The following is a 13,649-nucleotide window of genomic DNA, read 5'->3' on the forward strand; positions in this document are numbered from 1 at the left end:
AAACCTAGTGTACCTCGATAGCGCGTCTGAACGTCAATGTGAGGGCTCGGCTAAACAACAGGTTACGTGATTGTCATCCGCAGTCGGTGAATGAGGGGAAGAGAAAAAGGGTGGAAGAATTGGGAGCCAATAGGCATGAGTCAGGACAATGATCGTCAACGTGAGGCGTTACAAGGATCTCTGCTGGGGTTGATGGTCGGCGACGCTATCGGCCTGCCGTGCGAGGGGATTGGCCCGAAACGTTTGGCGCGATTGTTTCCGGGACCGTTGCGGCATCGCTTGCTCTTTGGGAAAGGCATGGTTTCCGACGATAGCGAGCATGCGGCCATGACCGCCGCCGCGATGGCGCGATATGGCTCCGATGCGGATCAGTTCGCCAGGAATCTGGCGTGGCGTCTGCGTTGGTGGTTGGCGCGTCTTCCGGCTGGAGTTGGACTGGCCACCGGACGTGCGATTATAAAGTTGTGGCTGGGATTTCCCGCCAGGCGCAGCGGGGTCTGGTCTGCCGGCAACGGACCGGCCATGCGCGCGCCGATTATAGGTGTGGCTTTGGGGGCCGAGCCAAAGAGATTGCTGGCGTATTTACGGGCGTCCACCCTGTTGACCCATCGCGACCCGAAAGCGCTGGTCGGCGCCATCGCTGCTGCCCGCGCAGCGTATTTGGCGGTCCAGGGGCAGGTCGAGATAGCTTCTTATAAGTCAGATCTGCAATGGTTTTTCGCGCAACTGGAGCAGTCAAAGGAGACACTGGTGGCGATCAGCGAATTCAATGCGCTGCTGGAAAGTCTGGAATTGGCGTTACAGCAAGGCTTGTCACCCGCGCAGTTTGCGCAACAGCTTGGACTGGAGCGAGGCGTGACGGGGTATATGTATCACACCATGCCGATAGTGCTGTACGTCTGGCTCCAGCATCAACATGACTATGCCGCGGGGATTGCGCAGATCGTGGCGTTGGGCGGAGATACCGATACCACTGCCGCGATTCTTGGCGGCATTTTGGGCGCAGGCGTTGGTGAGAAGGGCATACCCGCCTCCTGGCTGCAGGGTATAAGGGACTGGCCTTTCAATCCTGACTACTTCAGAGGGTTGGCGGAGCGTGTCGCTCTCGCCATTCATGAGGAGAAGACGCCGCCTGCGCCGCTTCTGCCTGGTCCCTTGCTGTTACTGCGTAATCTGGCGTTTCTGGTGATCGTCCTGTGGCATGGTTTCAGGCGTTTGGCGCCGCCGTATTGAAGCGCTCACCGCCCAGAATGTTTTACTCTTTTCCTTCATAGGCGGAAGGCGGCGCGCCGAAGCGGTTTTTCCAGGCTTTGCGGAAAGCATGCGCAGATTGGAAGCCCACTGTCTCCGCGAGACGTTCGATGTTGGCGTGACGCCCCTCCCGTATTAATTGTTGAGCGACTTCCAGTCTCAGTATCAATTGATACTGCTTTATGCTGACGCCCGTAGCGAGACGGAAACGGCGTGTCAGCTGCCGATAGCCCAAATTGACTTCCCGCTCCAGTTGTCCGGCAGTCCAGGGCAACTCCGGCGCGGCGGAAATGCGATCCTGCAAGCGATGAACCTTCTGATCCAAATGATTGCGATAGCGTCTGCGTTCGGAAATTTGCGCCTGCTCGCCGTCTCTACGCGCGTAGATCACTAACTCCCGGGCGATAAGTTGCGCCAGGTCGTCATCAAAGGTCTGGGCGATCCAGGCGAGAATCATGTCCGTTCCCGTGGTCACGCCGGCGGAGGTAATAATAGGGCCATCGCACACGTACAGTCGGTTCTCCAGTATGGTTGCACTGGGCTCAGCCAGCCTCAGGCTGTCCACATGGCCATGATGAGTGGTGCAGTGGCGATTGCGCAGCAGCCCGGCTTGGGCCAGGTAGAACGCGCCGGTGCACACGGAGGCGATAGCGGCCTGAGGATGGCGTTGCGCATAGTTCTGTAACCACCTCAGGCCTTGCTGACTTTCCTTGTCGCTGATCATGTCGTCTTTGTACTTGCTGCCGTTGACGATAAGCAAATCGAAGACGATGTCGTCAGCAGGTAATGGAGCCAGCCCGCTCAGGGTGACGCCCTGGTAACTGGCGATTGACGGAACAGAGGAGAAGAAAGCCAGCTCCACTTGTCCGGGTCTATGATCGCCGAGAGTGCGCAGCGCCTGCGCCGGACCGGATAAGTCGAGCAGGTGGGTGTCGGGAAAGAGCAGAAACCCTATTTTCAGCGGCGTCATAGCGGCGGTTACTCGCTGTCAGCGGAGGTGGCGATGAATGCTACTGGATTCGCCGTCACCGCCTGTCGCAACATCTTGCAGTAAAATGACCGGAAAGTTACCAATGATGTCCCTGTCGGCGATGTCTAATCGTATTGCGTTATTTTAGTCTTAACCACATGGATTGTGAACATCAATAAGCAATACGCGCTAATGGAGAGAGGTGAATCATGAAAGAAAAAATCAACGTCGCAGCGGTTTTATTTGAAGGTTTTGAACTTCTTGATTTTTACGGACCATTGGAAATGTTCGGTCTGGCTGATGAATTTTTCGTTGTTTATCAGGTGGCTGAGAAGATCGGACCCGTGCGTAGCTCCGCTGGCGTATGCGGCTATGCGGAATATGACTGGGCGGACGAGCGTCGCTATGACCTGATTCTTGTTCCCGGTGGAGCAGGAACCCGTCGACAGGCGGCCAATCCAGTGTTGCTTGAATGGCTGCGGCGGCAGGCGCAAAGCGCCAGGATTCTGGCTTCGGTGTGCACCGGCGCAGGTGTACTGGCGGCGGCGGGTCTTTTGGATGGCTATCGCGCCACCACGAACAAGCAGTCTTTCGCATGGCCGATGTCACAGGGTCCGGAGACGGAATGGGTAAAACAGGCGCGCTGGGTGGAGGATCGCAATCGCTTCACTTCTGCGGGGATTTCCGCAGGCATGGATATGGCGTTGCGATTGATCGAAGTGCTGGTTGACGCGGAAACAGCGGAGCGGGTGGCGAATGAAGCCGAGTATGAATGGAATAGGAATCCTTCCCACGATCCCTTTGCGGCTCGCTTCGGATTAATTTAATGATAGTTTGTAATGTTTGTTGGTATGATCCCACGTTCCGTTAGCTAAGTGATTGACGCAGTGGGATTCTCTGCGCTCACAAGTCACCATCGCGTCACATCGGAATGAGACGATCAAGCACTGTCAGATACATTACATACAGAAGGATGTCGGTTTGAAACCTGTTGTTGGAACTCTGCTGGTAGGAAGCGTTTCTCTAGGGATGGTTGGATGTTCAGGAGGCGGGGGATCAGGCGGCTCAGAGCCTGTCAAAGTGGACCCTCCCGCCAATAATATCGCCGCAGTCTATTTTCGCGATCAGGATGGCGCAGTCGGCGCCATCGGAGGCGGCGTCGAGGTTCAATTACTTAAAGCGGCGGCGCAGGGAGAACGTGTGCGTCTGTATTGGATGGACCCCGCCCATGCAACCCGGTTGGGCGGTGTGGTGGCGGAGTCGGATTCAGCCGCTCCCACCCATGTCACTTTACCTAATGGAAGTCACCCGCCTCAGGAAGACGCCCAACTCTTCGCTTATACCGTCACGTCGGCGGGTGAATCCAAAGACGGCGCGGCAATCAAGTTTTTGGATTATCAAAGCAACGCTGAGGTCCAGGGCCCGGGTGGATCTGCCTTGGCGGGTTGGCGTTATGGCGCTGATCGACCTGCGCTGAAAGTCAGCAAGTCCGATGATGGTCGCTGTACTTTCGATAATGGGCTGGTGCAAGTGATAGACATGGCGAATGGAGTGGACGCAGGGTATGCCGGCGATCAATCGAATACCATCGATGAGCGAAACTTCCCTCCCTATGACTTCGATTGCAGCGCCTCAATGGAAAACAGTTTCCGCACCATATGGGCGGACGATGCGGAAACTGAGGTCTGGACCTATTCCTCTCTGAATGACGCCCTGTTCTATGGAACGCTGACCCATGACATGTTCGCCAAATATCTGGGCGAGCCGCCTTTGGAAGGCAAACTACGCCTGCGCGTTCACTATGGCGACTGGTGGCAAGCCAATGCGTACTGGGATGGCGCTTACGCTAATTTCAGCGACGCTGTGGGAGTGGCATACGGACTGGCGACCCTGGATATTGTCGCTCATGAAATTGGCCATGGCGTCTTGTCGCGCATCAGCCGTCTTAAGGTGTTCGGTGCGGCGATGAGCAGCGACGCCAGAACCGTGCATGAAGCATTTGGGGATATATCCGGCGCGATGGCGAAATACGAGTACACCGGCGAACTGGACTGGGTGCACGCTAAAGAGTCGAATTACGGGATGCGTCAGCTTGAGCGCATCGTGACTGAAACCGGAGCGATCGCCAGTTATTTTGATTATGACGACGCAGGCAATAACGTTTATCTGCGTATCGGCATGATGACTTACCCTTTCTATCAGCTGGCGAACAAGTGGAGTCCTGAACGGGCGTATCAGCTTTATATCAAGGCCGCCAGAGATTGCTGGGACCCGCAAATGGACATGCGCGGCGCGGCGCAGTGTCTGCGCACGGCGGCGATCGCCATGGACGAATCCGAACAGGATGTGGTGACGGCGTTCCGGGCGGTCAAGATAAAGTTGCTGGAGCAAGACACGCTGGCGCACTTTAAGGATGAGAGCTACAAGTTGCGAGTCGAGTTTGCGGATGATAGTCGTAGCGACAGCACCGTCGCCTCCTGGCGATGGGAGTTTGGGGATGGCCTGGTGTCGACAGAGGCGTCGCCGCAGCACCTATACGACGAGAAAGGAACCTACGAGGTGTCTCTGCAGGTGACGGACGTTGACGGCCGCACTGATCGCTTCAGTAAATCTTTATCTGTGACGGATGAGTACTGCGCGTTTTATCAGGCCGAGAAGGCGACCCGACGAATTGATCAAGTGACCGTCGCCGGGACTGTCATCGATGCGCCAGATCCTTTGCGTACGGATTACACCGAGAACGCCATCGCCATCACTGACGCGAGCGCTGTGACCATCACCGTTAAAGGCGATAAGTTAGCTGCGTCGCCGTCCAACACCTGGAAGATCTGGCTGGATGCGGATAACGATGGCCGTTTTGAAGAGAGTGCGAATGAGATGCTGCGTGAGGTGGCGCAATCGGAGACGGACGCTTATGAGCTGACGACGACGATTCAGTTGCCGGATGGATTAAGTGGCGGGCCGCTGTATATGCGCATCGCTGGCGACTACGCCATCAACTCTTCCTGCACTTTGAAGAAAGGCTCGGGCGTGGATATTCGCATCGCGCCGTATTTGCAGGTCGCGCTCTGACGCAGAGACAAAATAGAGATAAACAAGCCCGCGGTGACAATGATCGCCGCGGGCTTTTTAGTGTCTGCAATGGCTGGATACAGGGGGCTATAGCAGAGACTTCAGGATCATCATCATGCCGACTCCCGCCATGATAACGGCGAAGCCCTGTTGCAGATGCGGTCCTGCGAAGCGCGGCGCCAGACGACGTCCGCCCAGCATGCCCGCCATGGCTCCAGCGACGAAGGGCAGGGCGATCAGCCAGGGAAGCGTTTTGCCGCTCACCATGAACAGACTGACGGTGCCCGCGCTGGTAAGGGCCACCGCCATCAGCGACGTCGCCACCGCAGAGTGAAAGGGTAGCGGCGACACCATGCGCAAAGCGGGAACAATAACGAATCCGCCGCCCACCCCTAATAAGCCAGAAAGAAAGCCGGTGAGCGCGCCGCTGCTGACAATCGCCATGGAACAGGGGCGGGTCCAGCGCAGACGACCTGTATCAGGGTTGAGCTGGCAGATGGGTCCTTTCAACTCAGTGCCGTCACTTTGTACGGTCGCCCAGCCCACTTTGGCTTCTTCGGGAGCGCGACGAGCCTGTCGCCACATACGTAGGGCCACGCCCAGCAACACCACAGCGAATACTAACGCCAGCAGGTCTACGGGAGCCCGATGGGCGGCCCAAAGGCCGATGGGCGCCATCAGCATACCGGCCAGGGCCATCACTGTCGCGGCGCGATAGCGAACCGAGCCTTGCGGCCAGGCGTTCACCACGCCCAATGTGGCGGCGGCGCTCACCGCCAGCAACGCCACCGGCGCCGCCTGCGGCAGCGTCCAGCCGAGACTCCACATCAACAGGGGGATAGCGATAATGGAGCCGCCGGCGCCGGTAAGCCCAAGCAATACGCCTACGGCGATCCCCAGGAGCGCCGCAATCAGCATGTTTGCGGTGCGGCGGCGGTCAGCAGTCGACGAACTTCCGGTTCCAGGCCAGTCAGGCCGCCTGCGCAGCCGGCATCCAGCGCTTCTTCCACTGATGCGCCATCCACGAAGAAGGCTTTCAAGGCGAGTAGGGCGCCAACGCGATTACTGCTCATGCAATGGACCAGGACCGGGCAGTTTTCCGATTCATTCAGTATGTCCGCCAGCGCACGGGCGTTGGCTTCGGTCAAATCCTGCGGACCCGCTACCGGAATGTTAAACAGCTGCAGTCCTTGATCGTCGACTGGAAACGCATTCAACAGGGGCGTTTCGTGAGGCTGACATAGGCTGACGACCGTTTTTACCCCCGCCGCCCGGATGTGTGGGAAGTCGTCCGGCGCTGGCAGGCCGCAAGTGAAAAGCTCCGGTTGCGGCCGACGCAGATTGGGCAGCAGCAGAGAGACGTCATCTGTCATGGGGTTCTCCTTGAATAGTTGGGTTTGAGGCAGGATTGCTGCAATAGTGGCGGTGCAGGAGTTTGACGATGGCCATGGCCGGCCCCTCCGCCACGGAATAATAAACGGTTTGCGCCTGTTTGCGTGTATGCACAAGTTGTTGATGGCGCAGCACCGCCAGATGTTGCGATAGCGCTGATTGCGACAGCTCCACGAATTCATTCAGTTCGCTGACCCGGCGCTCGCCCTCGGACAGCGCGCACAGAATCATCAGACGGTGCGGATTGGAGAGCGCCTGCATCAGCGCCGCCGCGGCTTCCGCATTCAACGCGGTTCCCATCAAGTCCAATGGAGTGGGGGATGAAGAATGGGGAGCGGCGACTTTCTTTTTCATTTAGCTAAATCTAAATAAGTGTTTTCTAAATCAGTCTAAGCTAATATATTTAATCTATATCGATTGCGCAATGTCCAAGTGACTAAACTTTGCTGTCATGGACTTAATAGTTTTAAGAGCCAAGGGGATGGAGATGAATTTAATCGTGCGGCCCTTTTTCGATCGGGCGACGTACACGGTCAGCTACGTGACGCATGGAGAAGGGGATAGCCGTTGCGCCATTATTGACCCGGTGTTGGATTATGACTCCGCCGCCGGGCGCGTCGGCACTGAATCGGCGCAGGATATTGTCCGTTATGTGAAGGAAAGCGGACTGGAAGTTGAGTGGATTCTGGAAACCCATGCCCATGCGGACCATCTGTCTGCGGCGCAATGGCTGAAGCGCGAGTTAGGGGGAAAAGTCGCCATTGGCGAGCATATCCGCGAGGTGCAGAGCGCGTTTGGGCGTATCTTTGATCTGGGGGCGGAGTTTGCGGTGGATGGCTCGCAGTTTGATCATTTATTTCGTGATGGCGAGACGTTTCACATTGGCGCGATGCCCGCCCAGGTAATGTATACGCCAGGGCATACGCCGGCCTGCGTCAGTTACGTGGTCGCTGATGCGGTGTTTATTGGCGATACGTTGTTTATGCCGGATTACGGCGCGGCGCGGGCGGATTTTCCGGGAGGCGACGCGACGGAGCTGTATCGCTCCATACGACGTATTCTGTCATTGCCGCCGCAAACCCGCTTGTTTGTCTGCCACGATTACCTGCCCAATGGCCGCGAGTTGCGCTTTGAGAGCACGGTGGCCGAGCAGCGCAGAGAGAACGTGCTGTGTCATGAAGGCGTCTCTGAGGAAGGCTTCGTGCAACAGCGCAAAGCCAGAGACGCCAAGCTGGGGGCTCCCGCTCTCATGCTGCCGTCCCTGCAGGTCAACATCCGCGGCGGCCACTTGCCCGAGGCGGCTGATAATGGCGTCCGTTATCTGAAGATCCCGTTAAACCAGATCAGCTGAGCCATCCTGACGCGACGGGCGTCGCTATGTCCGCGAATCAGGCGCTTAGAGTTTGCCTGCTTTAGCGGCTAGTGACGTCTCCGTCGACACATTGCTGTAGCGTTTAACGTAATCGTTGGACATGGCAGTGGCCTGGGCGAGTTGCTTGCTGTTCATGATGCCTTTCAGGAACTGCTTCATTTCAGAGGCGCGTTGCGGGTCCCAGTCTGAGATGGTTTTGCCTTTCTTGTTGAGTTCAGCGGCGGTCAACCAGGCGTAGGCCTCCACATAGTCTTTGTTGACGCCCAGCTTTTTGTAATAGCAGTAAGCAACGCTCAACTGGGAGACTGGATTACCTCGTTGGGCGGCTTTGAGAAAGTGATCAAACCCCTTGCTTTCATTTTTCGCCAGACCTTGTCCCTGTAAATACATCACGCCCAGATTATGCAGGGCATTGGTGCTGCCGGCGGCGATGGCTTTCTCGAAATAGTTGGCGGCCTGCTCATAGGAGCGGTAGACAATTTTCCCTTCCTTGTAGATCAACCCCAGTGAGTTCAGCGCTTCCTTGCTGTTCTGGTTGGCGGCTTCCGTCAGCCATTTCAACGCTGATGCGCTATTGGGGCTAATGCCCACGCCATATTGATACATTTGCCCCAGTAACATTTGAGCTTCCATGTTCCCAGTTTCCGCCGCTTTTTTCATGTAGTCCGCCGCCAGGTAATAGTCCTGCTGTCCCGCCAGTCCCTCCAACAGCATTTTGCCCATGTAAAAATGTCCTTGTTGGTGTCCATGGGAAGAAGAGGTCTTACAGGAACTCATGGCCGCCGCATACATTGAGTTGACGTAATCCTGCTCACAGGCGTCGCTCAACTGGCTGACGTCAACGGCGACGGGTTGCGCATTGCGCAATGCATTGTCGCGGTAACTGTCGTAGTCGAACTTGGCGCTGGCGGTCGTCGTTGCAGGTTGCGTTGGGGCGCCGCTCGCCAATAACAGATTGCGACTGATCTGGTCTTTGACCGTCGCGATAGGTATCGCCATGCCGATGCCTTCCATGCCGCTCAGCCGCAAGGTATTCACACCGATGACTTTGGCGTTGGCGTCCAATAGCGGGCCGCCGCTGTTCCCTGGATTGATGGCGGCGTCTGTTTGCAGCAGAGTGACGCCTTCAAAGTCTCTGATGCCGGAGAGAATGCCGGAGGTAACGGTAAACTCCAGTCCAGCGGGCGAGCCGACAGTATAAGTGGGCTGTCCCACTGCTGGATCGGTTTTCACCGCCGCGTCGAAGTATCGGCACTCTTTGACGGCGCCGACCAGAAAGGCCAAGTCGGTGTCTTCGCTTTTCACTACGGTATGCGCGGCGAATGTGCGGCCATCCAGCGTTTTGACCTGGACGCTGGCGTTTCGCCGCTCGGAAGACAGTTTATCGTAAGCTTGCTGCAGCTCCTGGCGATATTTTTCCATGCTGCGCAGTCTGTCCTGATCCGTACTTTGCTGGGCTGAACCTTTATATCTGGGATATTGCTTCTCCCAGGTTGCGATGCGTTCGCGGGTTTCCTGGGTCTTTCTATCCACTTTGTCCATGGCTGCGGAAACTTCCTGCAGCGCGGGATTGTCAAACTCCACCACATGCCGGTTGGTCACAATCAGGCAGTCTTTGTTGATAAAAAATCCCGAGCCTACGCTGGCGCCCACACTGATGGAGACAGCAGCTTCCCGCGCTTCCTGAATCGAGCGGATGATGTGAGTATCGACTGTTTGCTTGTCTTGGCCTTTGGGCTCCACGATGACAATGTGCGTCCCTTTTTGGGGCTGCGCTGGCGCGTCCTCATTCGAGCAGGCGTTGAGCAGCCCCGGTGCGATGAGGCAGGCTGCAAGCAAGCGGAAAGTCGTGGTGGAGACTCGGGTATAGGACATGGATCACCTTATGGAGGGAGGAATATCGGTATGCGCCATTGCATGCGCCATTATAGGTTGCGTGGAGCAGTGCTTTGGGTGGTGAGCGCTTGGATTTGACGTTGTTTTGCAACGGCAAAACTGGAGGGACCGGAATTTGGTAAGGCGCTTTGTATTCATGGCGACGTCCATGTCTGGCAGACCCTGGATTATTGAAATTCAGTGGGGCTGGGAGCGAGCTCTTCCATGCCAAAGCGCTTTTTCAGTTCTTCATATGTACTGTCCATGCGATATAAGCGATAGGCTTCGGCGAACTCTACCGCCATGCCGTCCGGCGCCTTGCGCGAGAACGCCGCATACATGCGCTTACCGGGAAACAACGCTCCGTCCAAACGCTGCACTTGCTCATCCAGCCCGGCGATTTCCGCACGGGCTCTCTCTATGGCGCTGGTGGCGCCGAAAATGGCGTCGAATCGATTACTGATCAGCATGATGAAAAGCTGTGACTGATTAACAGTAGGTTGCTCAATGGGCGCTTTTCTGCGAATCAGGTCAATGACTTGATCGCTCATGTAGTAGCCGCTGGCCGCCGCGGTGCGCCAACGCCAGACGAACTGCTCCAGCGGCGGGTCATAGCGAATTTCGTCACTGCGATCGCGTCTGATATACAGGGTGGTGCGGGAGACATGCAGCAGGTTGTCCGGTATAAAATCGGCGAACTTCTGTCTTTCCGGAGAAATGGCGACGAAGGTCACCGCATGCACGCCGCCTTCCTCCAGTTCTTTCATGGCTCTTTTCCACGGATGCCGGCGAAACTCGATATCCCAACCCAGTCGCGCCGCCACCGCACGCATGATCTCAACGTGAAAACCAGTAAGATGCGCCGTTTCGTCGATATACTCGAAGGGCGAATTATTGGCTTCCTCCATGCCCACCAACAGAGTCCTGGCCTGACACCATGGCGCAAGCCAGCAGCAAAAAGCGACCAGAAACCATTTCATGGAAACGGACCTCCCGATGGGTGAATTTGTATGGGCTGATTAGATGCTGCAAGTAGCTATATTAAGTATAGGCGTTAGATTTTCAAACGTGACAAAAATTCACTGTCTCAGTTGGTGCTGAAGGAGTAGTGTACTTTTATGTAATTGATGCCTCATATATTTATTCGCGTGTTATAGTGGTACATAGGAAAATAAGGAAATCTGCATTTCTATCTATTTTTGGAAGGGATCATTAATAAATGAATGAAAAATATTATACCGTTAAAAAGAGGCCCGAAGAATGGGGTGATGACCGGGGTGTATGTCATGGTGTGGTTACAACGGAGCCGTGGGTCAGGAATAATTTCTTTATAGGCGAAATACTTGTAAAGGGGCGCAAAAGTTGGGGGGCTCTTGAGCCAAGGTGGTATAACGAGGTTATTTACTATAATACGTCTTGGCAGCCTCTAACGTGTTTTTTGAATCGAATAGTTATTCATCACACAAATAACTCAAATTCTATTATGGAAAATGAAAAGAAGCAGCAGAGCAAAGGTTATGCTGCGTTAGGTTATCATTTTTTTATTGATACTGAGGGAAATGTGCTCGAAGGGCGCCCAATTGAGGTAATGGGAAGTCACGCAGGAAGAGGTAAAGTCAGCGGGCCGGTGAATGATCCTGATTGGGGGGCAATAGGTATAGTACTGCAAGGTGACTATCATCATGAGGACGACTGGATTTATAGTACACATGCGCCTCAAATTCAGCTTGGAAAATTATTTAAATTAATTGTCGTATTGAAAAATAAGTATCAAATAAACAAGCTTCTAATGCATCGTGAAGTCAAACGAGACGGGAAGGTTACAGTATGCCCTGGCGATCATTTGGCTAAAATTATCATTGATTACAGAAGCCAGATAGCAATGGAAGGGCAATGAGATGCGTTACGCTTTTGCATTTTTGTTGGGCGCTATATTGGCTGTAGCTCTATCTGCGTTTGCAGGGTGTATTACATTCTGGCGCGTGGCTTCAGATGAAAATGCGCTCTTTTCCATTCCTGTGCTGAGCTCAGAAAATATTGATATATCTGACCTTAATAAGAGAATTAGCACTCAAGCTGAAAACGATATTCTTGCCGTGCTTTCATTGATTGGCGGGCCAATATATGAGCGGGGAGCGGTGTCTGTCAGGTCAAACAAAAAGGATTTTGAAAAGGAGTATAGCGTCGTGCTTATTAACGACAATATCCCCGATGATGATTCGGTAAGCGGGTATCGCTACGATATTGTTCTGAAAAGGGATAAAAGCGACAACTGGGTGCTTGTTGAGATGACGCAGAGTTGGCGCTGCTGGGAAGATCGCGGGCATACTCAATTTGGTGTAGAGCCCTGTATGTAGCTGATTCATGGAATAACCGTTATAAACAACGCCAACTGAAAAGGACCTCAATATGCTTAAAGCTTCCTGCCATTGCGGCAATATCAATATAGAAATGCCTCGGGCGCCAGAGGCGTTGGTGAGTTGTAATTGTTCGATTTGTCATCGCCTTGGGGCGTTGTGGGGACGTTTTGCTCCTGAAGAGGTGAATGTGGTGTGGACGGAGGAGGCGCCGAAACCCTATCGCTGGGGGGATGAATATATCGACTTTCAGCATTGCCCGCGTTGCGGTTGCGTGACGCACCATACTTCCACGGAAAACTGGGAGGAAAAGCGGATAACGATAAATTGCCGTATGTTGGAGCCTAAATGGATTGCGAACACGCCAATCAAAAAGTTTGACGGCGCGGATACCTGGGAATTTATTGAGGAATGACAATTTTTTACTGACGTAGAGATCTGAAAACCCCCGATTGTCTGGCAAATCCGGCGCCTTCAACCATAATTTGATTGAACGGACGCATAGATTTTCCGTTAATCAATTGAGGGTTTCTTCGATGAAGTTTAAATCCGCCATTTTGACCTTCCTTGCGTTATTCCTTGCGGCTTCCGTCCGCGCGGAAACCGTCACCGCCGCCGGCGATCCCTGGCCTCCTTTTATAGATCCTAACGATCCTGATGGCGGCGTGGCCGTGTCTCTGGCTCGCGAGGCTTTTTCCCGCTCCGGCTTCACTCTGGAAATGAATATCATGCCCTGGGCGAGGGCTATTGATGGTGTGAAAAACGCCAAGTATGACGTGCTTATCGGCACGTGGTGGACGAAAGAGCGAACGGAGTTTCTCGACTACAGCGAGCCCTATCTGACCAATGAAATCAAATTCATTAAACGCAAAGGCGACCCATTTGAATACAACGGAATGGACAGTCTGACCGGCAAGTCTGTGGGAATTGTTCGCGGTTATGGATACGGGGATGAGTTCCTCAACGCCACTAACTTCAAGCGTCCTGAAACAGCAGACTTTCTACCTAACGTGAAGAAAGTCGTGTCCGGCAGGGTGGACCTCACCTTGGAAGACGAACTGGTGGCGCGCTCGCAGATCGCCAAGGAAGAACCGGGGTTGATAGATCAAATTGAATTTACCCAGAATGCGTTGAACGCCAATACGTTGCACGTTACCTGCGGTCTCGCCAACGCCAAACACGAAGAAATTATTAACGCCTTGAATAAGGGTATGGCGGCAATGAAGGCGGATGGGACTTTCGATCAGATCTTGAAGAAATACGGCATGAAGTAGTGCGCGCCAACCTGTTTCAGGACGGCGCGCCCTAAAGTAAAAAGCCGGACGTTTAATCGAGTCCGGCTTTTTCTTTGGGTAGTTCT

The 13,649-nt window shown here is 54.5% G+C and carries 14 protein-coding genes; 8 read left to right on the forward strand and 6 right to left on the reverse strand.

All coding sequences use genetic code 11. The annotated features are described in order from the left end of the window. Positions 1 to 135 precede the first annotated feature (135 nt). Positions 136 to 1,233: an ADP-ribosylglycohydrolase family protein gene (locus EUZ85_RS14835; protein ID WP_127970024.1), complete on the forward strand. Its 1,098-nt coding sequence runs from the start codon at positions 136 to 138 to the stop codon at positions 1,231 to 1,233. A 22-nt stretch (positions 1,234 to 1,255) separates the two neighbouring features. Here EUZ85_RS14835 and EUZ85_RS14840 read toward each other — a convergent pair whose 3' ends face one another. After that, a complete protein-coding gene (locus EUZ85_RS14840) occupies positions 1,256 to 2,221 on the reverse strand; it encodes a GlxA family transcriptional regulator (RefSeq protein WP_127970025.1) in 966 nt (321 codons plus the stop codon). Between the two features lie 209 nt (positions 2,222 to 2,430). Here EUZ85_RS14840 and EUZ85_RS14845 point away from each other — a divergent pair, with 209 nt between their 5' ends. Both EUZ85_RS14845 and EUZ85_RS14850 read left to right on the forward strand, forming a co-directional pair. Further along, the gene (locus tag EUZ85_RS14845; protein ID WP_127970026.1) at positions 2,431 to 3,048 is read left to right on the forward strand and encodes a DJ-1/PfpI family protein; all 618 of its coding nucleotides are present in this window, start codon (positions 2,431 to 2,433) and stop codon (positions 3,046 to 3,048) included. A gap of 154 nt (positions 3,049 to 3,202) precedes the next feature. Continuing rightward, on the forward strand, positions 3,203 to 5,293 hold the full coding sequence (locus EUZ85_RS14850; protein ID WP_127970027.1) for a PKD domain-containing protein: 2,091 nt from the start codon (positions 3,203 to 3,205) through the stop codon (positions 5,291 to 5,293). 87 nt (positions 5,294 to 5,380) lie between these two features. Here EUZ85_RS14850 and EUZ85_RS14855 read toward each other — a convergent pair whose 3' ends face one another. From EUZ85_RS14855 to EUZ85_RS14865, 3 genes are read right to left on the reverse strand one after another with little or no spacing between them, the layout of a single operon-like run. Further along, positions 5,381 to 6,211 (reverse strand): sulfite exporter TauE/SafE family protein, encoded by an 831-nt coding sequence (locus EUZ85_RS14855; protein ID WP_127970028.1) that lies wholly within the window; start codon positions 6,209 to 6,211, stop codon positions 5,381 to 5,383. Beyond that, on the reverse strand, positions 6,205 to 6,666 hold the full coding sequence (locus EUZ85_RS14860) for a hypothetical protein (RefSeq protein WP_127970029.1): 462 nt from the start codon (positions 6,664 to 6,666) through the stop codon (positions 6,205 to 6,207). Before EUZ85_RS14860 ends, EUZ85_RS14855 begins: the two co-directional genes overlap by 7 nt. Continuing rightward, positions 6,656 to 7,039, reverse strand: a complete 384-nt coding sequence (locus EUZ85_RS14865) for a metalloregulator ArsR/SmtB family transcription factor (protein WP_127970030.1) — start codon at positions 7,037 to 7,039, stop codon at positions 6,656 to 6,658. The genes EUZ85_RS14860 and EUZ85_RS14865 overlap by 11 nt, the downstream gene beginning before the upstream one ends. A 133-nt stretch (positions 7,040 to 7,172) precedes the next feature. Here EUZ85_RS14865 and EUZ85_RS14870 point away from each other — a divergent pair, with 133 nt between their 5' ends. Then, on the forward strand, positions 7,173 to 8,036 hold the full coding sequence (locus tag EUZ85_RS14870) for an MBL fold metallo-hydrolase (protein ID WP_127970031.1): 864 nt from the start codon (positions 7,173 to 7,175) through the stop codon (positions 8,034 to 8,036). Between the two features lie 45 nt (positions 8,037 to 8,081). On the opposite strand, the gene EUZ85_RS14875 is transcribed toward EUZ85_RS14870, so the two are convergent. Then, a complete protein-coding gene (locus tag EUZ85_RS14875; RefSeq protein ID WP_127970032.1) occupies positions 8,082 to 9,932 on the reverse strand; it encodes a trypsin-like peptidase domain-containing protein in 1,851 nt (616 codons plus the stop codon). Positions 9,933 to 10,120: 188 nt separating this feature from the next. Further along, a complete protein-coding gene (locus tag EUZ85_RS14880) occupies positions 10,121 to 10,912 on the reverse strand; it encodes an ABC transporter substrate-binding protein (protein WP_127970033.1) in 792 nt (263 codons plus the stop codon). Positions 10,913 to 11,151: 239 nt separating this feature from the next. Here EUZ85_RS14880 and EUZ85_RS14885 point away from each other — a divergent pair, with 239 nt between their 5' ends. The 4 genes from EUZ85_RS14885 to EUZ85_RS14900 all read left to right on the forward strand — a co-directional run bounded on the left by EUZ85_RS14885 (position 11,152) and on the right by EUZ85_RS14900 (position 13,563). After that, a complete protein-coding gene (locus tag EUZ85_RS14885) occupies positions 11,152 to 11,829 on the forward strand; it encodes a peptidoglycan recognition family protein (RefSeq protein WP_127970034.1) in 678 nt (225 codons plus the stop codon). 1 nt (position 11,830) lies between these two features. Continuing rightward, positions 11,831 to 12,289, forward strand: coding sequence for a hypothetical protein (locus EUZ85_RS14890; protein ID WP_127970035.1), 459 nt, complete (start codon positions 11,831 to 11,833; stop codon positions 12,287 to 12,289). 52 nt (positions 12,290 to 12,341) lie between these two features. Continuing rightward, the gene (locus tag EUZ85_RS14895) at positions 12,342 to 12,704 is read left to right on the forward strand and encodes a GFA family protein (RefSeq protein WP_127970036.1); all 363 of its coding nucleotides are present in this window, start codon (positions 12,342 to 12,344) and stop codon (positions 12,702 to 12,704) included. A 121-nt stretch (positions 12,705 to 12,825) separates the two neighbouring features. Next, positions 12,826 to 13,563, forward strand: a complete 738-nt coding sequence (locus EUZ85_RS14900; RefSeq protein ID WP_127970037.1) for a transporter substrate-binding domain-containing protein — start codon at positions 12,826 to 12,828, stop codon at positions 13,561 to 13,563. The last annotated feature ends 86 nt before the right edge of the window (positions 13,564 to 13,649 follow it).

It is taken from the genome of Hahella sp. KA22 (assembly GCF_004135205.1).
Lineage (GTDB): Bacteria > Pseudomonadota > Gammaproteobacteria > Pseudomonadales > Oleiphilaceae > Hahella.

Coding starts and splice junctions, on each gene's coding strand:
- EUZ85_RS14835 (WP_127970024.1), top strand. CDS start 136: ATGAGTCAGGACAATGATCGTCAACGTGAGGCGTTACAAGGATCTCTG.
- EUZ85_RS14840 (WP_127970025.1), bottom strand. CDS start 2,221: ATGACGCCGCTGAAAATAGGGTTTCTGCTCTTTCCCGACACCCACCTG.
- EUZ85_RS14845 (WP_127970026.1), top strand. CDS start 2,431: ATGAAAGAAAAAATCAACGTCGCAGCGGTTTTATTTGAAGGTTTTGAA.
- EUZ85_RS14855 (WP_127970028.1), bottom strand. CDS start 6,211: ATGCTGATTGCGGCGCTCCTGGGGATCGCCGTAGGCGTATTGCTTGGG.
- EUZ85_RS14860 (WP_127970029.1), bottom strand. CDS start 6,666: ATGACAGATGACGTCTCTCTGCTGCTGCCCAATCTGCGTCGGCCGCAA.
- EUZ85_RS14865 (WP_127970030.1), bottom strand. CDS start 7,039: ATGAAAAAGAAAGTCGCCGCTCCCCATTCTTCATCCCCCACTCCATTG.
- EUZ85_RS14870 (WP_127970031.1), top strand. CDS start 7,173: ATGAATTTAATCGTGCGGCCCTTTTTCGATCGGGCGACGTACACGGTC.
- EUZ85_RS14875 (WP_127970032.1), bottom strand. CDS start 9,932: ATGTCCTATACCCGAGTCTCCACCACGACTTTCCGCTTGCTTGCAGCC.
- EUZ85_RS14880 (WP_127970033.1), bottom strand. CDS start 10,912: ATGAAATGGTTTCTGGTCGCTTTTTGCTGCTGGCTTGCGCCATGGTGT.
- EUZ85_RS14885 (WP_127970034.1), top strand. CDS start 11,152: ATGAATGAAAAATATTATACCGTTAAAAAGAGGCCCGAAGAATGGGGT.
- EUZ85_RS14890 (WP_127970035.1), top strand. CDS start 11,831: ATGCGTTACGCTTTTGCATTTTTGTTGGGCGCTATATTGGCTGTAGCT.
- EUZ85_RS14895 (WP_127970036.1), top strand. CDS start 12,342: ATGCTTAAAGCTTCCTGCCATTGCGGCAATATCAATATAGAAATGCCT.
- EUZ85_RS14900 (WP_127970037.1), top strand. CDS start 12,826: ATGAAGTTTAAATCCGCCATTTTGACCTTCCTTGCGTTATTCCTTGCG.